The sequence below is a fragment of the Streptomyces sp. NPDC088794 genome, from assembly GCF_044750545.1.
GTDB lineage: Bacteria > Actinomycetota > Actinomycetes > Streptomycetales > Streptomycetaceae > Streptomyces.
In genome coordinates, this window is the sequence record NZ_JBIVKB010000012.1 from 15,290 (window position 1) to 34,814 (window position 19,525).

The 19,525-nt window shown below is 68.2% G+C and carries 18 protein-coding genes; 5 read left to right on the forward strand and 13 right to left on the reverse strand.

Annotated features, from left to right (window positions below):
* Window positions 1-51: 51 nt before the first annotated feature.
* The 4 genes from ACIP6U_RS29710 to ACIP6U_RS29725 form a co-directional block, all read right to left on the reverse strand.
* Window positions 52-2,022: a potassium transporter Kup gene (locus ACIP6U_RS29710; protein WP_401723960.1), complete on the reverse strand. Its 1,971-nt coding sequence runs from the start codon at window positions 2,020-2,022 to the stop codon at window positions 52-54.
* A gap of 240 nt (window positions 2,023-2,262) precedes the next feature.
* A complete protein-coding gene (rph, locus tag ACIP6U_RS29715) occupies window positions 2,263-4,860 on the reverse strand; it encodes a rifamycin-inactivating phosphotransferase (protein WP_401723961.1) in 2,598 nt (865 codons plus the stop codon).
* 250 nt (window positions 4,861-5,110) lie between these two features.
* Window positions 5,111-5,455, reverse strand: a complete 345-nt coding sequence (locus tag ACIP6U_RS29720) for a hypothetical protein (protein WP_401723962.1) — start codon at window positions 5,453-5,455, stop codon at window positions 5,111-5,113.
* A gap of 79 nt (window positions 5,456-5,534) precedes the next feature.
* On the reverse strand, window positions 5,535-6,113 hold the full coding sequence (locus ACIP6U_RS29725; RefSeq protein ID WP_401723964.1) for a dihydrofolate reductase family protein: 579 nt from the start codon (window positions 6,111-6,113) through the stop codon (window positions 5,535-5,537).
* 266 nt (window positions 6,114-6,379) lie between these two features.
* Here ACIP6U_RS29725 and ACIP6U_RS29730 point away from each other — a divergent pair, with 266 nt between their 5' ends.
* Window positions 6,380-6,700, forward strand: a complete 321-nt coding sequence (locus ACIP6U_RS29730; protein WP_401723966.1) for a hypothetical protein — start codon at window positions 6,380-6,382, stop codon at window positions 6,698-6,700.
* Window positions 6,701-6,923: 223 nt separating this feature from the next.
* Here ACIP6U_RS29730 and ACIP6U_RS29735 read toward each other — a convergent pair whose 3' ends face one another.
* Window positions 6,924-7,997, reverse strand: a complete 1,074-nt coding sequence (locus ACIP6U_RS29735) for an alkene reductase (RefSeq protein WP_401723969.1) — start codon at window positions 7,995-7,997, stop codon at window positions 6,924-6,926.
* A 158-nt stretch (window positions 7,998-8,155) separates the two neighbouring features.
* Between ACIP6U_RS29735 and ACIP6U_RS29740 the strand changes: the two genes are divergently transcribed.
* The gene (locus tag ACIP6U_RS29740; RefSeq protein ID WP_401723971.1) at window positions 8,156-8,551 is read left to right on the forward strand and encodes a MerR family transcriptional regulator; all 396 of its coding nucleotides are present in this window, start codon (window positions 8,156-8,158) and stop codon (window positions 8,549-8,551) included.
* Window positions 8,552-8,561: 10 nt separating this feature from the next.
* Here ACIP6U_RS29740 and ACIP6U_RS29745 read toward each other — a convergent pair whose 3' ends face one another.
* Window positions 8,562-8,969: a VOC family protein gene (locus tag ACIP6U_RS29745; RefSeq protein WP_401723973.1), complete on the reverse strand. Its 408-nt coding sequence runs from the start codon at window positions 8,967-8,969 to the stop codon at window positions 8,562-8,564.
* Between the two features lie 77 nt (window positions 8,970-9,046).
* Window positions 9,047-9,568 carry a peptide-methionine (S)-S-oxide reductase MsrA gene (msrA, locus tag ACIP6U_RS29750; RefSeq protein ID WP_401723975.1) on the reverse strand — a complete coding sequence of 174 codons (522 nt, stop codon included), beginning with the start codon at window positions 9,566-9,568 and terminating at the stop codon, window positions 9,047-9,049.
* Between the two features lie 215 nt (window positions 9,569-9,783).
* On the opposite strand from msrA, the gene ACIP6U_RS29755 reads away from it, so the two are divergent.
* Both ACIP6U_RS29755 and ACIP6U_RS29760 read left to right on the forward strand, forming a co-directional pair.
* On the forward strand, window positions 9,784-10,641 hold the full coding sequence (locus tag ACIP6U_RS29755) for a DMT family transporter (protein WP_401723978.1): 858 nt from the start codon (window positions 9,784-9,786) through the stop codon (window positions 10,639-10,641).
* A 217-nt stretch (window positions 10,642-10,858) separates the two neighbouring features.
* Window positions 10,859-13,408 (forward strand): discoidin domain-containing protein, encoded by a 2,550-nt coding sequence (locus ACIP6U_RS29760; RefSeq protein ID WP_401723981.1) that lies wholly within the window; start codon window positions 10,859-10,861, stop codon window positions 13,406-13,408.
* Between the two features lie 97 nt (window positions 13,409-13,505).
* Here ACIP6U_RS29760 and ACIP6U_RS29765 read toward each other — a convergent pair whose 3' ends face one another.
* Both ACIP6U_RS29765 and ACIP6U_RS29770 read right to left on the reverse strand, forming a co-directional pair.
* Window positions 13,506-14,705 carry a beta-1,3-glucanase family protein gene (locus tag ACIP6U_RS29765; protein ID WP_401723984.1) on the reverse strand — a complete coding sequence of 400 codons (1,200 nt, stop codon included), beginning with the start codon at window positions 14,703-14,705 and terminating at the stop codon, window positions 13,506-13,508.
* 324 nt (window positions 14,706-15,029) lie between these two features.
* Window positions 15,030-16,205 (reverse strand): tyrosine-type recombinase/integrase, encoded by a 1,176-nt coding sequence (locus tag ACIP6U_RS29770; protein ID WP_401723987.1) that lies wholly within the window; start codon window positions 16,203-16,205, stop codon window positions 15,030-15,032.
* A gap of 916 nt (window positions 16,206-17,121) precedes the next feature.
* On the opposite strand from ACIP6U_RS29770, the gene ACIP6U_RS29775 reads away from it, so the two are divergent.
* Entirely contained in the window at window positions 17,122-17,406 is a 285-nt protein-coding gene (locus ACIP6U_RS29775) for a helix-turn-helix transcriptional regulator (protein WP_401723990.1), read from the forward strand.
* Here the strand turns inward: ACIP6U_RS29775 and ACIP6U_RS29780 are convergent, their stop codons facing one another.
* From ACIP6U_RS29780 to ACIP6U_RS29795, 4 genes are all read right to left on the reverse strand, one after another.
* Window positions 17,407-17,835 (reverse strand): hypothetical protein, encoded by a 429-nt coding sequence (locus ACIP6U_RS29780; protein WP_401723992.1) that lies wholly within the window; start codon window positions 17,833-17,835, stop codon window positions 17,407-17,409.
* Window positions 17,836-17,988: 153 nt separating this feature from the next.
* Window positions 17,989-18,474: a hypothetical protein gene (locus ACIP6U_RS29785; protein WP_401723995.1), complete on the reverse strand. Its 486-nt coding sequence runs from the start codon at window positions 18,472-18,474 to the stop codon at window positions 17,989-17,991.
* Window positions 18,471-19,010: a hypothetical protein gene (locus ACIP6U_RS29790; protein WP_401723997.1), complete on the reverse strand. Its 540-nt coding sequence runs from the start codon at window positions 19,008-19,010 to the stop codon at window positions 18,471-18,473. The genes ACIP6U_RS29785 and ACIP6U_RS29790 overlap by 4 nt, the downstream gene beginning before the upstream one ends.
* Window positions 19,007-19,384 (reverse strand): hypothetical protein, encoded by a 378-nt coding sequence (locus tag ACIP6U_RS29795; RefSeq protein ID WP_401723999.1) that lies wholly within the window; start codon window positions 19,382-19,384, stop codon window positions 19,007-19,009. Before ACIP6U_RS29795 ends, ACIP6U_RS29790 begins: the two co-directional genes overlap by 4 nt.
* Window positions 19,385-19,525 lie beyond the last annotated feature (141 nt).

Sequence of the window (19,525 nt, forward strand, 5' to 3'; positions counted from 1 at the left end):
CGTACGGAACGCACCCCTCCGAACCGGCCGCGGGCAAGTCGTCGGCAGCGCCTACACCTCGATGTGCGAGCCCATGATGACCGTGCGGTCCTGGGGAAGGCCGAAGTGCTCGGCGGCGTCGGCCGTGATGTAGGAGGTGGCGATGAACAACCGTTTGCGCCAGGGGGCCATCGTCGGCGCCTTGCCGCGCTGGAGCTCGATCTTCGACAGGAAGTAGGACGCCTGGTCGAGACGCAGCGGCCCTTCGGTCCGGGCCGGATCCACCAACGCCAGCGTGCCGGGGACGTCGGGTGTCTCCATGTATCCGAACCGGGCGGTGACGTGGATGATCCCGTCGTCGCCGTACCCGAGGCCGTCGACGACGGTCCGCTGGTCGTCCGGGACGCGGGGCACCGGCTCGGTCTCGATGGACAGGATCACGACCTGTTCGTGGCGTACGTGGTTGTGTTCCACGTTGGCGCGCATGGCCAGGGGCGCCGTCTCCTTGCCGCGGTTGAGGAAGACGGCCGTGCCGGGGACCTCGAGCACCGGCCGCTCCCCGCTGCGGAGTTGGTCGACGAACTCGCGCAAGGAGCCTTCGTGGCGTGCTCGTTCCGCGGTGACGATCGCGCGGCCGCGCTGCCAGGTCGTCATGACGGTGAACGCGGTGAGGCCGATCAGCAGCGGCAGCCACGCGCCGTGCACCAGCTTGGTCAGGTTGGCGGCCACGAACAGCAGGTCGACGGTGAACAGCAGGGTCGCGCCGGTCGCGATGAGCCAGACGGGAGTGCCCCACTTCGCGCGGGCGACGTAGAAGAACAGCAGGGTGGTGATGGTGATGGTGCCGGTGACCGCCATGCCGAAGGCGAAGGCCAGCGCCGTGGAACTGCGGAAGGCGAAGACCAGGGTGAGGACCGAGACCATCAGCAGCCAGTTGATCCAGGGGACGTAGATCTGGCCCATGGTGGATTCGGAGGTGTGCGCGATCCGCAGCCTCGGCAGATAGCCGAGCTGGGCCGCCTGGGAGGCGACCGAGTACGCGCCGGTGATCACCGCCTGGGAGGCGATCACCGTGGCCGCCGTGGCCAGCAGAACCACCGGCCACCGACCCCAGTCGGGTACGAGCAGGAAGAACGGGCTGCTGATGTTGTCCGGGTCCTCGAGGATCAGCGCGCCCTGACCGAAGTAGCTCAGGACGCAGGCGGGGAAGACCAGGAAGAGCCAGCCTCGGGTGATGGCGCGGCGGCCGAAGTGCCCCATGTCCGCGTAGAGCGCCTCCGCTCCGGTGACCGCGAGCACCACCGCCGCGAGCGCGAAGAAGGCGGTGCCGAAATGGCCGAAGAAGAAGCCCAGGGCGTAACTCGGCCACAGCGCCCGGAGGATGCCGGGGTGGTCGGCGATGCCGACCACCCCGCACGCGCCGATGACCGTGAACCAGAGGATCATGATCGGCCCGAACACCCGGCCCACCGCCGCGGTTCCCCGGCGCTGCACCAGGAACAGCAGCACGATGATCACCGCAGTGATGGGTACGACCGCACTGCCCAGCGACGGCTCGACGACCTTGAGCCCCTCGACCGCCGACAGCACCGAGATGGCCGGGGTGATCATGCTGTCGCCGAAGAACAGCGACGCGCCGAAGATGCCAAGTCCGGCCAGGACGACGGCGGTTCGCCCGCCGCGCTGTGAACTCCAGCGCCGCAGCAGGGTGATGAGCGCCATGATGCCGCCCTCGCCCTCGTTGTCGGCACGCATCGCCAGCAGGACGTAGGTGACCGTGACGATGACCGTCACCGACCAGAAGATCAGTGACACCACGCCGTACACGTTCTGCGTGCTGACCGGGACGGGGTGCGGGTCGGCCGGGTTGAAGACGGTCTGGAGGGTGTAGATCGGGCTGGTCCCGATGTCACCGAAGACCACACCGAGAGCACCGATCACCACGGCGAGCCGCACCGCGTCCCGCGCAGACGCCCGACGCCCCTCCGGCGGCCGCGTCGCGGATGCCTCGTCCGCCGCGCCTTCGTCCCCACGATCCGCCATGGTGAACCTCCTCATCGCGGACCGCGATGTCGCAGGCCCGGTGCGTCGGAGCGGACACTACCGATGCACCGACGCGATCTCCCGCAGGGGTGCGCCGTTTCGTCGCGAACATGGTCGGGGCGGCTTCACTGTGCGATCGGTCGAGACAGGGGCTTGTCGGTCAGGACAGGATCTCGTCGGCCGAGGTAGGACCTCTTCCGTCAGGACAGGATCTCGTCGGTCAAGGCAGGACTTCTTCCGTCAGGACAGGATCTCGACGTACCCGTCGCTGCCGTGCACACGGATCCGCTGCCCGTCCCGGATCCGTCGCGTAGCCCCCTCCACGCCCACGACGGCCGGCAGTCCGTACTCCCTGGCGATCACCGCGCCATGGGTCATCAGCCCGCCCACTTCCGTGACCAGGCCCGCGACGGCGACGAACAGCGGCGACCAGCTGGGGTCGGTGAAGGTCGTGACCAGGATGTCGCCCGCTTCGAGATCGGCGTCCGCCATGTCGAGGACGACCCGGGCCCTCCCCTCGATGGTCCCGGCGGACACCGCGAGTCCGACCAGGGCGTCGGCCGGCACGTCGTCGCGCCGGTGCGTGCCGCTGACTGCCACGCCGTCCGAGGTGAGCACCCGTGGCGGGGTGAGCGCGAGGTAGGACCGGAACGCGTCCTTGCGCTGCCGCACGAGCCCGTCGTCCACCTGGTGCGAGCGCACGACATCGCGCAGTTCCTGGAACGTGAGGTAGAAGATGTCCTCCCGCTCGGTCAGCACGCCTGCCTGCACGAGCCGTTCGGCCTCTCCCAACAGGGCCCGCTTGTAGACGAAGTAGCGGCAGACGATGGCGTACTTCGGGAACTCCCGGTATCCGATGAAGGTGCGGACCCGGTCGATCATCCGCTTGGTCTCGTCGGCCTTCCGCTCTCCGTCCGGGAGGGCCCGCAGGCGGGTCAGAACGTCCCGCTCCCCCTCCCGCGCCTTGCGCAGCCCCTCCTCGAAACGCCGCTCGGCGGCGCCCGGTCGGAAGTTCCTGACGTTGTCGAGGATCACCGGTACGAGCGTGCTGGGGCGCTCGCACCAGCGCGGTCGTGTGATGTCGATCTCGCCGACGCAGCGCATGCCGTACCGGTCGAGGTAGCCCTCGATGGCGTCGCGCGCCTCGGTCCCGCCCGCGAGCTTCGGCAGCTCGTCCAGGAAGTCCTCGTCCTCGACGCCCCGCAGGAACGCCACGACTTCCGGATGCGGGCGGATCGCGTCCGCGACGTCGAGCAGCGCGAGTCCCATCTCAGAGGTGATGTTGTCGGGGGCGGAGAGCGTGAGCGTGTCCGCCGCGTTCTTCTCGCCGAGCCACTCCCCCAGGTTGTCGTTGAGCCACCAGGTGGACTCCATCCCCGCCATGATCGCCTGGATGTTCAGCGGATCACCGAGGACCCTCTTGTGCTCCTCGAAGGCCTCCAGCAGGAAGTCGAACAGCGCCGGTCCGCTCTTGGTGCTGATGTCCCGCTCCAGGGCGGCGATGGAGGTCCGGCTGCGCTCGATCAGCCCGGTGACGACGGTCGGGTCGGTCTCGATCGGGGCGGGTCCACCGCCGGCGGGCGGCCCGCCGGGAACCACGTCCGGGACGGACGGGACGAAGTCGTCGCCCTCCAGGACGGTCTCCAGCGCGTCCCTGACCAGCGGATCGCCTCTCTCCATGAGGTCCAGGAGGACGCTGCGGCTCGCGGGCGAGGCCAGGCGCCGGGTGACGTCGACGAAGAGCCTCCCGCCGGCCTCGTGCATCGGCACCATGGCCGTCAGCCGCCACATGGACAGCCCCAGGGGCTTCATGGCGTCGGTCATCATCTGCTGATGCCCGACGGAGACGTAGACGTGGTTGTCGTCGTCGCCGGATTCGGGCACGGGGAACAACGTCGTGATCGGCCGGCTCTGCACGATCTGGAAGTCCCCGTCGACCAGGCACCATTCGATGTCCTGCGGGCGTCCGAAGTCCGCTTCGATGCGCCGCCCGAGGTCTACGAGTCGCACGACCTGCTCATCCGTCAGCGCCGGCTGCTCCTGGCGCTCCGCGTCGATCGCCACTTCCCGCGTACCGCCGGCCGGCAGAGCCTCCACCGCACGCTCTTTCGCGGCGATCCCCCTGGCGACGACCTCTCCGTCCCGCACCTTGAAGACGTCCGGGTTCACCAGCCCGGAGACCAGGGCCTCGCCCAGGCCGAACCCCGCGTCCACGGTGGCGACCTTCCGGTCACCCGTGACGGGATCGGCCGTGAACAGCACACCGGACGCATCCGGGAACACCATCCGCTGCACGACCACGGCCATGCGGACCGCGCGCTGATCGACACCGTTGCGCAGACGGTAGGCCACGGCCCGCTCGGTGAACAACGACGCCCAGCACCGGCTGACATGCTGCAGAATCGCCGCCGGCCCCACCACATTCAGATACGTGTCCTGCTGACCGGCGAAGGAGGCCGTCGGCAGGTCCTCCGCCGTGGCGCTGGATCGCACGGCATAGGCGTCCTGCTCCCCGAACCGGCCGAGCGCGCCGGTGATCGCCGCCGTCAGATCGCCCGGAACGGCGATCTCCTCGATGCTCCGACGGATCCGTGCGCTGAGCGCGCCGATCGCCTCCCGGTCGTCGGCGTTCAGGCGCGACAGCTCGTCGAGCAGATCGTCGACCGACGGCGCTTCCGCGACGATTCGCTGATAGGCGTCCGTCGTCACACAGAATCCGGCCGGTACACGGATGCCGTCGATCCGCGACAGATCGCCCAGGTGGGCACCCTTGCCGCCGACGACCGCGAGCTGCGTCTCGTCGACCTCCTGAAGATCCCGCACGTACCGTTCGGTCATCGCGACACCTCCGAAGCGGCCGTGTTCCGCCGCACTGCCGATCCCGCCCCTGATCCGACGTCACCGCGTCCCTCGGACGTCGCCAACACTCGCACGTCGTGCCCTCATTTCCGCAGGTTGTGGCCTTGGCGGACGATTGTGCGCTGCGACCGGGGCCTTGCCGCAAGCCCCCCACTCCGCTATAACTTGAGACAGGCGAGGAGATCCATCTCCTCGCCTTTGTCATTTCCCGTGCGCCGAACGAGACCTCTTACGGCCGGAACCCGTCGATCGCCAGCTCCATGTGGCGCTCGGCCTGGGCGGCACCTTCGGGGTTGTCCGGGGTTCGCCACAGGCAGCTCAGCAGCATGATGACGTCCATGGGGTCGAGGCCGGGACGTACCGCGCCAGCGCGTTCGCAGGCGTCGAGGAGGCGGCCGACCGTGGCGGTCACCGCGATGGACATCGTGCTGACGACCTCCTGTGCGGCGGCGGTGTTCAGCGCGTCGCCGAGGCCGTGCTTGAGGCGTACGTAAGCGGCGAGGGTGGTGAACAGCGGCTCCTCGGCTGGACGCCCCGCCCCATCGACGACACCGCGGAGAGCCTCCTCGCGCACAGCGTGGCCTCGGGAGAGTGAGAACCCCCTTGACCTGCAACGGAGTTGGCCCCTCCCGGTAGCCGGCGCGGGTGGCGGTTCAGCCGTGCAGGGTCGGACGGTAGACGAGTTCCTGAATGCCGCCTTCGAACGTCCTGTGCTCGATCAGTTCCAGGTCGAAGTCGGCCGCGCCCTGGAAGATCGGAGCCAGCCCGGTCCGGCCGGTGATGACGGGGAAGATCGTCACCTGGAGGCGGTCGACCAGGCCGGCGGCCATCAGCGCACGGTTCATGGAGAGGCTGCCGTGCGAGCGCAGCGGCACCTCGGACTCCTTCTTGAGCGCGGCGACGACGTCGACGGCGTCACCGTTCGCGACGACCGCGTCCGCCCAGTCGAGGGGCTCCTTGAGCGTGGTCGACACCACCGTGGCTGGCAGGCTCAACATCCGTGTCACCCACGGGTCGTGCACCTCGGACTCCTCGGTGCTCGCGGCCAGCATCTGCACGAACTCCCGGTGCGTGGTGGCCCCGAAGACCATCCGCTGCTCCTCGCGGTACTGGCCGAGGCGGTGGTCGAGGAACTCGGGGCCCTGCTTGCCCCAGTAGCCGGTCCAGTCGCCCTCGGCGGCGCCGAAGCCGTCGAGGCTGGAGAAGACGTCGAAGGTGTACGTGGCGGTCATGATGATCTCCCAAAGACCGAAGCCCTATGTCCGAAGTGCCGTCCAAAGCCTGTCGGGGATACAGACCGGCGATCACGTCGAGACTCATCGCTCTTCGAGGCGCCGCTTCGAGGCGCCGTTCCGAGACCGGTCCCGAGAACCGTCTCGGGAGGGGTCCCGAGCCGGGCCGTCTAGAAATGCCAAGCGGAATTCCGCCTCGGAACTGGAGGTCCATGATGAGCACGACCATGCGCCGGCGAGCCACGACGACTGCCGTAACTCTGACCATGACAGGCGCACTGGGCTTCGGCCTGATGACACCGGTGGCATCCGCGGCCGCCCACGGGCCCTGCTACGACGGACGGTGCAAGATCACCGTGACCGCGCCCAAGACCATCAAGGTCAACAGCCGCAAGTTCGGGTTCGCGAGCCTGAAGATCACGAGCGTCAGCTCCCGCTCCGTGAAGATGTCGGCCACCTCGGGCCGAGTGCACCTGAGCGGCAGCACCAGCCCGGGCGGCACCGTCCAGCTCAACAACCTGAAGGTCTGGGTGAAGTCCGTCTCCGGCCGCAAGGCCAAGCTCCAGCTGTTCCCCACGTCCCGCTGAGCCCACACAGAACAGGGTCTGTCCCGCACACCGTGCGGGACAGACCCTGTGATCGAGCGCCGGGCAGGCCTTGCACCTGCATTTCCCCACGGGAAGCGGGGCGTCTTTCCTTGGACCACCGACGCAGCACCGGCCGACCGGAGTTGATGCGGTCAGCTCAAGATCCAGTGTAGCCCATGGATGTGAGCCGAACCGCCGCCGGAGGAGATCGCGCACCTCGGAGTCAGGCCGCGAACTGGTGCGCCCCGTACGTCAGATAGCCCGCGTCGCCGCCCTGGTAGTAGGTGGCCTCGTCGACGGGGGCGATCGGGAGACCGCCCCGCAGCCGCTCGACCAGGTCGGGGTTGGCGAGGAAGGCGCGGCCGAAGCTGATGAGATCGGCGCCCAGGCCGAGCCAGTGGTCGGCGTCGTCCCGGCCCGTCTGCTTGGGGCCCATCGGAAGCGTGGGGTTCATGACGAGGGTGCCCGGCCACGACCGCCGCAGGGCCACGAGCAGTTCTTCGTCGGCGGTGGCTTCGAGGTGGACGTAGGCCGGTTCGAGAGGGGCCAGTTCCGTCAGCAGCGTCGTGTAGAGGTCGCGGACCTCCGTCTCCTCGACTCCCCAGAAGGTCCCGCCCGGTGAGAGCCGGATGCCGGTCCTGTCGCCGCCGACGGCCTCGACGGTGGCGGCGACGGCCTCGACGGCGAACCTGATCCGGTTGGCGATCGGGCCTCCGTAGCGGTCCGTGCGCAGGTTGGCGTTGGACGAGAGGAACTGCGAGATCAAGTAGCCGTTCGCGCCGTGGAGTTCCACACCGTCGAAGCCCGCGTCCACGGCCCGGCGGGCGGCTTCGGCGTACGACCGCGCGTGCTCGGGCACTTCGGCGGTGGCCAGTGCGCGTGGCATCGGAGCCGGCTGCGGCCCGGTCGGGGTGAACACGTCGCCGATCGCCGGTACCGCCGAGGGCCCGACCGGCTGGAGTCCGGTGGTGTCGGGGTGGGAGACCCGGCCGCCGTGCATGAGTTGGGCGAAGATGCGGCCGCCGTTGGCGTGGACGGCCGCCGTCACCGGGCGCCACGACTCCACCTGCTCGTCGGTGTGCAGTCCCGGTGTGCCGGGGTTGGACTGCCCGATCACGCTCGGCTGCACCCCCTCGCTCACTATCAGCCCGGCCGTGGCCCGCTGGGCGTAGTAGGTCGCCATCGACGGCGTCGCCAGACCACCGGCAGCGGCCCGGACCCGGGTCATCGGGGCCATGACCATTCGGTTGGGCAGGGTGAGTCCGCCGAGCCGGTAGCTGGTGAAGAGGGTCGTCATGTCAGGGCTCCTTCGCATGGCCGCCGTACCCGTCTCCCGGGTACGACGGCTACGCTAAAACCTCACACCGATGTCAGAGGCAAGCACCTGTGACGCAGGACTCAGTGCGGAACCAGGCAGGCAGAACCCGTCGAACAGAACCAAGCAAGGAGGGCTTCGTGCGGATCGGCGAACTCGCGTCACGCTCCGGGGTCAGCGTCCGGTCCGTGCGCTACTACGAGGAACAGGGCCTGCTCACCAGCACCCGCAGCGCCAGCGGGCAGCGGCACTACTCGGACAACGAGGTCGAGCGGGTCGCCTTCATCCAGGCGCTGTACGCCGCAGGCCTGTCCAGCCGGACGATCGCCGAGTTGCTGCCCTGCGTCGACGCACCCAGCGAGGAGAACTCCGACTCCGCGTTGGAACGGATGGCACTGGAGCGCGAGCGGCTCTCCACGCACATCGCGGACCTCGTGCAGACGAGGGACACGCTCGACAGGTTGATGGCCAGGGCCCGGGCGCACCGCGAGCAGTTGGCGGGCGCGACCACGAAAACAACGGCGGCGGCCGGCTGAAGCGCCCCTGTCACTCCTGCAGGTTCAACTGCCAGGACACCCCGAAGCGGTCGTTGACCCACCCGAACTTCGCGCTGAAGCCGTACGAGCCCAGAGGCATGAGCTCCGTGCCCTCCGCGGCGAGGGCGGCATAGAGGCGGTCGAGTTCGGCCTCGGTTTCGCAGTCCACGAACAGTGACACCGCCGGGGTGAACCCGAAGGCGTGGTTGACGTAGCTGTCGATGCACATGAACCGCTGTCCGGCGAGCGCGAACGTGGCGCGCTGGACCGTGCCCTCCTTGCCGGGGCCGTCGGCACCGTAGCGGGAGATGTCGACGATCTCGGCGTCCTCGAACAGCGACATGTAGAAGGTCAGGGCCTCCTCGGCCCTGCCCTCGAACATCAGGAATGTGGTGATCTTCTGTGGCGTCGAGGCCATCGCGCTGTCCTCCGGGGACTGGTTTCCGTTCCTTGGAGGACAACGCTAGGGCCCGCCTCTGACATCGGCGCGGGACGTCAGCCCGTCGTCGCCTCGGAGCGGCGCGGAAGCTTCCAGTTCGGGCGCGGGAAGTGGCAGGTATAGCCGTTCGGGTAGCGCTCCAGGTAGTCCTGGTGCTCCGGCTCCGCCTCCCAGAAGTCGCCCACCGGCTCGACCTCGGTGACCACCTTGCCGGGCCACAGGCCGCTCGCCTCCACGTCGGCGATCGTGTCCACAGCGACGCGGTGCTGCTCGGCGTCGGTGTAGTAGATCGCGGAACGGTAGCTGCGGCCGATGTCGTTGCCCTGGCGGTTCTTCGTGCTCGGGTCGTGGATCTGGAAGAAGAACTCCAGAATGTCCCGGTAGCTCGTGGCGGTGGGATCGAAGACGATCTCGATCGCCTCGGCGTGATCGCCGTGGTTGCGGTAGGTGGCGTTCGGGGTGTCGCCGCCGGTGTATCCGACCCGAGTGGAGACCACGCCCGGCAGCTTGCGGATCAGATCCTGCATGCCCCAGAAACAACCGCCGGCCAGCACGGCTCGTTCGGTTCCCGCTGTCATCAGACACTCCTTCGTGGTCGAACCTTCGTCGACGTTATAACCAGACCGGGTGTATGGGTGTTCCCGCGCGCGGAGGTGCCGCACGGCCATGACGACCAGGGTGCCTCCCGCGCGGCCGTGACGACGAGAGTGCCTCCCGCCCGATCGACGTCTACCGTGAAACACGGCCGTGTCGCTGCGCCACCGAGCGCTGACCCCACCATGGACATGGAGTCGTGATGGTGCTCGCCGTGCTCTTCGCCGTCCTGGGCGCCGTCAGCAATGCGGTGGGGACGGCGTTCCAGCGCAAGGCCGCCTCCACGGTGTCGCGGGGCGGCGGCGTGCGCCTGCTGCTCGCTCTCGTACGGCGTCCCGCCTGGGCCGTCGGTATCGCCGGAGTGACCGGTGCCGCCCTGTTCCAGGCGCTCGCCCTGGTCAACGGACCGATGGCCCTCGTCCAGCCCCTCTTCATGCTGGAACTGCCCTTCGCCCTGCTCATCGCGGCGCCGCTGCTGCACCGTCGACTGAGTTCGCAGGGCTGGTGGGCGGTCGTCGGCGTGGTGGCCGGGCTGGCCCTTCTCCTCGCTTCGGCGGCTCCGGCGGGGAACAGGGAGCAGGCGTCCATGCTGCGCTGGATCCCGGTCCTGATCCTCACCCTGGGCGCGATCGTCACCGCGGTGCTGCTCGCACGATCCTCGACCTCGCCGCTCTTCCGTGCCGCCACCCTGGCGACCGGTGCCGCGATCGGCAACGCGCTGACCGCCGCGCTCATGAAGTCGGCCACGAGCCGTCTCGCCGACGCGGGCCTGCCGGCCTTCCTCACCACCTGGCAGACCTACGGTTTCGCACTCACCGGCATCGCGGCACTCCTGCTCCTGGAGAACTCCCTCCAGGCCGGTCCGCTCGCCGCCTCGCAGCCCGCACTCACGATCGGCGACGCGGCGGTGAGCCTGCTGCTGGGCGTGGTCCTGTTCGACGAGACGATCCGGACCGGCTGGTGGCTCCTGCCCGAGGCGATCGGCGCGGGCCTGATCCTCTGGGGTGTGGTGCGGCTGACGCGTGTGGTGCCCCACCTCGTCGACATCGTGCGATAAGCCCCGGTCGACACGTCAACACACCCCCAGAGTCCACAACTTGAAGGATTTCTGGTTCCGAGGGGTTGTCGTACAGGCGAAGTCATCAGTTAAATCAAGTCTTGAACTAAGCCATGGACCGCTTTTATCTGGCTTTCGACCGACATGGCACCGCGTCGGCCGGTGGGCGGTCCTTCACCTCATTTCCAGAGGCACCTCACCCGCAGAGGAACATGGCATGAGACTCAGATCCTTGGGTGTCGCGCTCGCCGCCACGGCAGCGTTGATCACCCTGCCCACGATCCAGTCGCCGACGGCCTCGGCCGCCGACACCAACCTCTCCCAGGGCAGGACGGCGACGTCCTCCTCGACCGAGAACGCCGGCACTCCCGCCGCCTCCGCGGTCGACGGCGACACCGGGACGCGGTGGTCGTCCGCGGCGACCGACGACCAGTGGCTCCAGGTCGATCTCGGCACCTCCGCGACGATCAGCCAGGTCGTCGTCAACTGGGAGACGGCCTACGGCAAGGACTACAAGGTCCAGGCCTCCACCGACGGCAACACCTGGACCGACCTGCAGTCCGTCACCGGTGGGGACGGCGGCCTCGACACGCTCGCCGTCTCCGGTCAGGGCCGGTACGTGCGGTTGCAGGGTGTGCACCGGGCGACCCAATGGGGCTACTCCGTCTGGGAGTTCCAGGTCTTCGGCACCAACGGCACCACCCAGCCCGGCACCTGCTCGACCGCCAACTCGGCCCAGGGCAAAGCCGCTTCCGCCTCCTCGACGGAAAACGCCGGCACCCCGGCGTCCGCCGCGTTCGACGGCAACGACGCCACCCGCTGGTCCAGCCAGGCCTCGGACCCCCAGTGGCTGCGCGTCGACCTGGGCTCCGTCCAGGACGTCTGCAAGGTCGACCTGAACTGGGAAGCCGCGTACGCCAGGGACTTCCAGATCCAGGCCTCCACCGACGGGCAGAACTGGAACACGCTCAAGACCGTGACCGGCGCGACCGGCGGACGGGCCTCCTACGACGTCAGCGGTTCGGGACAGTACGTCCGGGTCCTGGGGACCGCGCGGGCGACCGGCTACGGCTACTCGCTGTGGGAGTTCGCCGTCCACACCGGATCCGGTGGCACTCCCCCGGTCGAGGGCGGCGGTGACCTGGGCCCGAACGTGATCGTCGTGGACCCCTCCACCCCCAACCTCCAGGCCAAGTTCGACCAGGTCTTCGCGCAGCAGGAGTCGGCGCAGTTCGGCTCCGGGCGGTACCAGTTCCTCCTCAAGCCGGGTACCTACAACGGCATCAACGCCCAACTCGGTTTCTACACCTCGATCTCCGGGCTCGGGCTGAACCCCGACGACACCCAGATCAACGGTGACATCACCGTGGACGCGGGCTGGTTCAACGGCAACGCGACGCAGAACTTCTGGCGTTCGGCGGAGAACCTCGCGATCACGCCGTCCAACGGCACCGACCGCTGGGCCGTCGCGCAGGCCGCGCCGTTCCGCCGTATCCACGTCAAGGGCGGGCTCAACCTCGCGCCCAACGGCTACGGTTGGGCCTCCGGCGGCTACATCGCCGACTCGAAGATCGACGGTACGGTCGGTCCGTACTCGCAGCAGCAGTGGTACACGCGGGACAGTTCGGTCGGCGGCTGGACCAACGGCGTGTGGAACATGACGTTCACGGGTGTCGAGGGCGCCCCTGCCACCAACTTCGACACCGGCCCGTACACCACGCTGGACACCACGCCGACCTCCCGCGAGAAGCCGTTCCTCTACCTCGACGGCAACGACTACAAGGTCTTCGTGCCCGGCAAGCGCACCAACGCGCGCGGTGTGTCCTGGCCCGCCAACGCCGGTGGGACCTCGCTGCCGCTCAGCCAGTTCTACGTCGTCAAGCCCGGCGCGACGGCCGCCACCATCAACACCGCGCTCGCCCAGGGCCTGAACCTGCTCTTCACGCCCGGCGTCTACCACCTGGACCAGACGATCAACGTCACGCGGGCCAACACGGTGGTGCTCGGGCTCGGCCTGGCCACGATCGTGCCCGACGGGGGCGTCGACGCCATGCACGTGGCGGACGTCGACGGTGTCCGGCTCGCCGGATTCCTCATCGACGCCGGTGCCGCCAACTCCGACACGCTGCTGCAGATCGGCCCCGCCGGCGCCGGTGCGGACCACTCGGCGAACCCGACCACCATGCAGGACGTGTTCGTCCGGATCGGCGGTGCCGGTCCCGGACTGGCCACCAACTCCGTGGTCGTCAACAGCGACGACGTCGTCATCGACCACACCTGGCTCTGGCGCGCCGACCACGGCGACGGCGTCGGCTGGGACACCAACCGGGCCGACTACGGCCTCAAGGTCAACGGCGACGACGTATTGGCGACCGGCCTGTTCGTGGAGCACTTCAACAAGTACGACGTGCTCTGGAGCGGCGAGCGCGGCCGCACGATCTTCTTCCAGAACGAGAAGGCCTACGACGCGCCGAACTCCGCCGCCATCACCCACGACGGCATCGTCGGCTACGCGGCCTACAAGGTCGCCGACACGGTGAACGTGCACGAGGCCTGGGGTCTGGGCAGCTACTGCAACTACACGTCCGACCCATCGATCGTGCAGCACCACGGCTTCCAGGTGCCCGTCAAGACCGGGATCAAGCTGCACGACATCCTGGTCATCTCCCTTGGCGGAAAGGGCCAGTACGCGCATGTCGTGAACGACACCGGGGCGCCGACCTCGGGCACCGACACCGTCCCCTCGAAGATCACGCAGTTCCCGTGATCCGGGACGTGTGATCCGGGACGTGTGATCCGCCGAGCCGGATCCGATCTGCTGCGGGCCGTCAGCCTCCCCTTTCGGCCCGCAGCAGCGGCAGGCATCAGAACGCGGACAACGTCAGGGTGAAACCCGTCGGGGCGGTGTCCTGGATGTAGGAGGCGAAGTCCGCCACGTCGTCGAAGGCGAAGCCGTAGGCCTTGCCGTCCTCGGTGGCCGCGTGGATCGCCTTCGCGTAGTGGTTGGTCAGGTCGCCCTGGTAGAAGGCGGCGGGGTCGGTGGTGGGCTGGTCACCGCTGCTGAGCAGCGTCGACCGGTTGAAGCCCGCCCCCAGGACCGCGGCGACCGGTCCGGTGGTGCCGTCGTTGGGTGCGGCGAGATTGCCGTCGCAGAAGAGGACGTCACGGGTGGTGGGCCTGGCGAAGGACACCGACGCCGGGCCGTCGAAGGTGAGGCGGTCGCCGCGCACCCGGCCGGTGAACGTACCCGCGTTGGTGGTGACCTTGAGGTCCTTGCCCGTGTACGTGCTCCACACCTCGTCGATGTAGGGCGCGAAGTAGTCCTTGGCGAAGATGCCGGCGTCCAGGCCGTGGCCGGGAGCGATGATACGCGTGTCGTCGACGATCAGCGGAGCGAACTCCTCGATCTGCTTGACGGCGGCGAAGGCGGCGGCCCGGCCGCCCGCGCGCAGGGTGCCTGTCGTCTGGTCCTTGTCGCCGGTGAGCCGGATGCTCATCGGCACACTGAACATGTCGACCATGGTGGTGTTGCAGAACATGCCGTCCGCGTTGTGCGTGAACTCCGCGCAGTCGTGCAGCACTCCGTAGTTGGGGTCCGACTCGACCCACCCTGCCGGGTACTGCAGGGCCGCGGCGCCGTTGCCGTCGGTCACGGCCTTGAACTTGAGCTTCTGGCCCAGTGCCACATAGACGCGGCCCGACATGTACGGCAGGGACAGCGTGGTGCTGCCGCTGCCCGCGAGCGGGATCGCGTAGTCGGTGAATCCGTCGGCGCCGTTGTCGGAGACCGCGATGGGGACGGCCTCGCCCTCGGGGGTGAGCCTGACCTGCCGGCCGCCCAGGTTGCCCACGACGTACAGGTGCACGGAGGCGTTGTCGAACGAGCCGCTGTTGTTGACGACGGTCACGGGCAGCGGTCCCGCTGCCGCTGCGGCCTCACCCGCCGCCTGGTCGGCGAACGCGTGCGGAGCGATGGCGGCGATCGCCGGAGCGGCCACGGCCGCACCTCCGAGGGCGAAGATCATCTTGCGTCGGGTCAGGTTGCGCTGGTGACGGGGTGTCATGGCGGGAACTCACCTTGTCTGTGGGGGGCGTTCAGGCCGAGCCGTGACGGCGCGCCGCCCGCGTGTGTGCGCACCGCGACCTGAGAGCGCTCTCAACCGCACGCCGTGCGCCGTCGACGGGGCCCGACGATACGCACGATCGTTGCTCCCGCCAACCGGAACGCGAAGGCACCAAACTCCCCTGACCTGCGGCTACTTGAGGAGCGGGCGGAAGTCCACAAACACATAAGGCGCGTTTAACGCGCGCTTAAGCACCCAGCTTCGCATCCCTCCTGGTGAGCCGGGCCGTGAGAGATCAAGAAGGCGACCTCCTCTCACGGAATCTCACCGAGCGCCCCCATGGAAGTCACCCCACTTCTCTGCAGCCTCACGCATGTCTTCCACGTCGACGTGGACGTACTTCTTCTTCGTGAAGGCCGCATTCGTGTGGCCGGCCCACGCTGCCAGGATGTGGTCCGGGACGCCGTTGTTGGCCAGGTAGCTCAGACATGAGTGGCGCGCGTCATAAAGGCGCACCTTGCGCATGCCGAGCCTCTCCATGACGCGGTAGACGTAGCGGCGCAGCTGCTTGGTGCTGAGAGGAAGCCCGAGCTCGTCGACCACCACCCATCCGGTGTCGGCGTAGGCCTCTCCTGCAGCGAGTTTCTCGCGGGCCTGGGCGAGCTTGAGCCTCTTCAGCGCGGACCCGACCGGCCCGGGCAGCGGCAGTACGCGCTCGCCGGCTTCCGTCTTCGGATCCTTCTCCACGGTCTCGTTGCCCACCATCGGCCGCGTGATGACGATCTCCAGAGTGGCGAGGGGCAGATCCAGGTACTCCCACTGCAGGCCTACGACCTCGGCCGGCCTGAGGCCCATGAGGCTCATCAGCAGGGGCGCCTCGAGACGGTCGTTCTCGATGCCCGCGATGAAGAACTGGACCTCGCTCACCGACCACGGCTTAACCTTCGGCCTCAGACGCCTGTCAGCCTTCTTGTCGGCCAAGCTGACCCGTACACCCTGAGCCGGGTTGGTGGTGCGCAACCGGCACACGACGGCAGAAGAAAGAACCTCCCGGAAGCGGTTCAGCGCATATTCCGCCGTTGAGGCGGCCAACCGCGTGCCCTTGGGCCCCCTCGAGCGTCGGCCACGCGCAACGATGTCGTCAACACAGTCGCGCACCTGGTCGGTGGTGAGGTCCTGAAGTTTGGTCCCTCCGAGGCGGTCGACGATGTGCACGAGGGTGTTGCGGTAGGTGATGATGCTCGTCAGTTCGACGTCGCGCTCTTTCATCTTGAGCCACTCGTCGATCCACTGCGCGACCGTGATGTTGCTGGGGAGAACCAGAGTCCCGTTCTCCTTCTGGGCGATGATGCGACCGTACTCAGCCCGCGCCTCGGTCTCAGATTCTCTGGTGACAGTCAGCTGGCGGCGGTCGCCGTTCGGGTGCCTCCCTACATCGACGACGAAGCGGTAGCGGATCTTGCCACTCGCTAGCCGAACCTCCTTGACCGGGTCAGGCACGAGGTCCCCCCGCGAGCCAACGGCGCACCAAGGCTGCCGTGAGAGACCGCAGCGGTACTCCGGCAAGTTCCCACAAGAGAAGCCGGGTCCGCAGGCCCTCAAGCCCGGGCCGCGCCGGCGTCATGGTGGCGCGTGGATCGACGTAGGAGTGACGGACGTATCTGCGCCGCGCTGCGCAGGCCTTTGACATGGACCCCCCTATTCGGGTCGGGCCCGACCAGTTGGTCGCCCCAGCGACCGCTGGTCATCTGCGGTTCTGGGCGACGCCTCACCGGTATCGGGACTGGATCTTGAGCGGACCGGAGCAGCCTGTTGGACTGCGCTCGGGCGGAGCCCGGTCCGCAACTTGCACGCATGGGAGTTAGTTGCACGCTTCCCGTATGGTGCCTTACTGTCCGGTGACGTCCAAATTGTGACGGGCCTTTCCAGCCCCGTCCGGACTTTCCATGACCTCGAGGATCGGAGCAGCAGATGGCAGCCAAGAGACCAGCGCCCACTCTCGAGGAGATCCGAACCTGGGGTGCGACCGTCGACGTCACCACCGCAGCACCCGCCCTCGGAATCTCCCGGACAAAGCTGTACGCACTCATCGGGAAGGGGCAGTCACCTGTCCGCATCCTTCGCGTCGGCGAGCGGCACCGCGTGGTGACGGCGTCTTTGGTACGGGTCCTCGAAGGTGCCCAGGCGTAGCTCCCGGCCTGGGCCCGGCGGCGCGGCCGCCGGGCCCAGATGCACGGCTCCTCCGGGCTTTTGCGGAGCATGGGGAGGAGTCGCTCACCATCCGCTGTCGCAGAATGGCAAGTTTTGCGCCAAGCGCAGATCTTGGCGGAATTCAGCATTTAAGCACCTTTGAGACCGGCTGAAAAGTGCCCAGCTGGGCACTGACTCTTGATCTTTTAGCCACCACGTTTGTGGGGTGCCTGAGCAAGAACCGGTCTGGAGCCTTCTCCGCCGCCGCGATATCGGAGAGCGAATCCGCACGGTTCGCCTTCACCGACGCCTGACGCAGGAGCAGTTGGCGCATCTCATCGGGATCGACCGGCGCACCATCCACCGCTACGAGACAGCACAGAGGGACCCGTCGCTGTCGATGCTGCTGCGGATCGCGGACGCACTGGACGTCTCACTGTCGCTCCTGCTGTCCGGTTCGCTCGAGCTGGACCTGCGCAACGCCAAGCGGGATGAGCGGCCCGCAGGGTAGTTAGATCTTGCGGAGAAACGCTCGTTGGCCGTTGTGGAAACGCACGGTCAGACCGAGGTGGCCCGGCTGCGCGCGGGGCGACGCCGACCACACCTTGATCTGCTGGATCTCCGGTGACTCGCCTGCGGCGATTACAGCCGCGAGCCAGTCATCGTCCCTCCCGGTGGGGCCGGCCGGGGTGTAGGGCACGGGCCGCCCTTCCACTGGCCGTGCGGGGGCGTCGTGATCTTCGCCTTCCGTGATTTGACCGACGATCTGCCACCGCGCCTCGCAGCCGCCGACGGTGACAACGAGCCCGTACGGATGACGGATGTCTCCCGCTTCCTCAAGGCTCTGCGCGCGCTGTACGGCTGGCGTGCGCTGGCAGCGCTGGATCACGAAGGCCTGGAAGGTCTCAGGGCGCACCGCTTCTCGGTCCTCTCGCAACACCCTTGCCGCTCCCTACACGACCCTGGGGTCTCGTCTCTGCTGCCCTCATGGCGCGCCTGATCCGGTATCCGGCATCGCAGTACGCCTCGGTTGTGCAGGGGTGGTAGACGTTGCGGTGTCTGCGCCAGCCCTCTTCGAGGTCGCCGGCCTGGGTCATGGACACTCCGCAGGCATCAGGTGATTCAGGCCGGTGGCGATGAGCTCGCGGACGGACTGGGGGCGGCAGAGGTCGCCCTCGTAGTGGGGCGGGACAGCCCAGTGGGGGCCCGGCGGCTGAACCCGATGTAGCGCCGGGACGCCGAGGTAGACGCCCTTGCCGAGACAGGGCGCGTCGGCTTCGAGGTCCCACACGAGGCCGGCGTGCTGCTGGATGAGGGCGTAGTAGGTGACGTCCGCGGCGAGTGAACGGTCGCGAATCACCGCGCCGTTCAGGCATGCGCCGAGGGCGCCCGCGACAACTTCGCGTTCGTCGGTGCCGACTGCGGCGTGGACGAGTGCGCCGCTGAGGCGGATCGCACTCATGGTGACGCCCAGGGGCAGCAGGGCGATGCCGTCTGAGTCCCACTCTGCGATGGCACGGCGGGGGGTGTCGTGGGTCCGGGCGAGCCACTGGACGATCAGGTGCGTTGGGGCGGTCATTGCTCGGTGCCTTTCGTCAGGTGCCTGTGCCTGCCGACGGCGGCGAGCTGCAGGGCGGCGTCCAGTTGGCAGAGGTTTCCGGGTTCGAGCATCGGAACGGCCCAATAGGAGGCGTGCCCGTGGAGGCGCGGGTCGGTGAGGTCGGGACGCGGCACCATGAGGAGCGCGGACTGGCCGAGGTACTCGATCCCGGCCGGGAGTTGCCGTACAGGCCCGGCTGATGGGGTCAGGGCGAAGTAGGAGGTGCCGTCCGTACTCACCACGACCGGGCCTCCGAGCAGAGCGTCGACCAGGCGCTCGGCGATCGCGGCCGGCTCGCGTCGGTTGGCGGCGGCTTGGACAACAGCTGCCGGAATGCGGACGGCTGAAAACGAGTCACCGCACGGCAGGACGGTCGTACCAGTGAGTCGCCAGTCCTGCAGTGCCTGCGAGGTGTCCGGCGCTGCGAACAGGAGCCATTCCGCGACGGCGACCGACGACAGCGCCTCAGCTCCATGTGCCCCCGTTACAGGCTCAAGGTCTCTCGGCTCCGTCATCGTGAGCTCGGGATGAGTGCGTCGGCTAGTTGCCTGCTGGCGTCTTCGAGAGCGGCCCGAAGAGCGGGGGTATCGGTGAGCCAGCGATGCTCACCGGGGCAGACGCGCCAGTGGGCGGCGGGGCCGGTCGTGACTCGATGCGGCGGGATGATGACCTGGTTCCGCGAGCTGGTCAGGAGCCGCGTGGAGGGCACGTTCCAGCCCTCGGCGGATCCCGGTTCAACGAACCAGATGAGCTCCCCGCCGTCGTTGATCGCGGCGCCGCAGCGGGTGCCGAGAATGGCAATCGCTGGAAGGCCGAGGTTCAACGGCGCGAGAATGAGGTGGGGCTCGCGGCTGCTTGGAATGGGTAACGGGTCGCAGATGGTGGGCATGTTGGCAGTCCTCCGTCGAACAGCAGGGCCGCGCCTTCGCGGTGACTCAACCTTGGCCCTGCAAATGTCCTGATTCCAGGACTTCAAGAGGACTTTCTAAGCAACCAAAGCGGACTTTCAGCGCATCTATCGGGCGATTGA

Coding starts and splice junctions, on each gene's coding strand:
- ACIP6U_RS29710 (WP_401723960.1), bottom strand. CDS start 2,022: ATGGCGGATCGTGGGGACGAAGGCGCGGCGGACGAGGCATCCGCGACG.
- rph (WP_401723961.1), bottom strand. CDS start 4,860: ATGACCGAACGGTACGTGCGGGATCTTCAGGAGGTCGACGAGACGCAG.
- ACIP6U_RS29725 (WP_401723964.1), bottom strand. CDS start 6,113: ATGACCGCCACGTACACCTTCGACGTCTTCTCCAGCCTCGACGGCTTC.
- ACIP6U_RS29730 (WP_401723966.1), top strand. CDS start 6,380: ATGACAGGCGCACTGGGCTTCGGCCTGATGACACCGGTGGCATCCGCG.
- ACIP6U_RS29735 (WP_401723969.1), bottom strand. CDS start 7,997: ATGACGACCCTCTTCACCAGCTACCGGCTCGGCGGACTCACCCTGCCC.
- ACIP6U_RS29745 (WP_401723973.1), bottom strand. CDS start 8,969: ATGGCCTCGACGCCACAGAAGATCACCACATTCCTGATGTTCGAGGGC.
- msrA (WP_401723975.1), bottom strand. CDS start 9,568: ATGACAGCGGGAACCGAACGAGCCGTGCTGGCCGGCGGTTGTTTCTGG.
- ACIP6U_RS29760 (WP_401723981.1), top strand. CDS start 10,859: ATGAGACTCAGATCCTTGGGTGTCGCGCTCGCCGCCACGGCAGCGTTG.
- ACIP6U_RS29765 (WP_401723984.1), bottom strand. CDS start 14,705: ATGACACCCCGTCACCAGCGCAACCTGACCCGACGCAAGATGATCTTC.
- ACIP6U_RS29785 (WP_401723995.1), bottom strand. CDS start 18,474: ATGACCGCCCCAACGCACCTGATCGTCCAGTGGCTCGCCCGGACCCAC.
- ACIP6U_RS29790 (WP_401723997.1), bottom strand. CDS start 19,010: ATGACGGAGCCGAGAGACCTTGAGCCTGTAACGGGGGCACATGGAGCT.
- ACIP6U_RS29795 (WP_401723999.1), bottom strand. CDS start 19,384: ATGCCCACCATCTGCGACCCGTTACCCATTCCAAGCAGCCGCGAGCCC.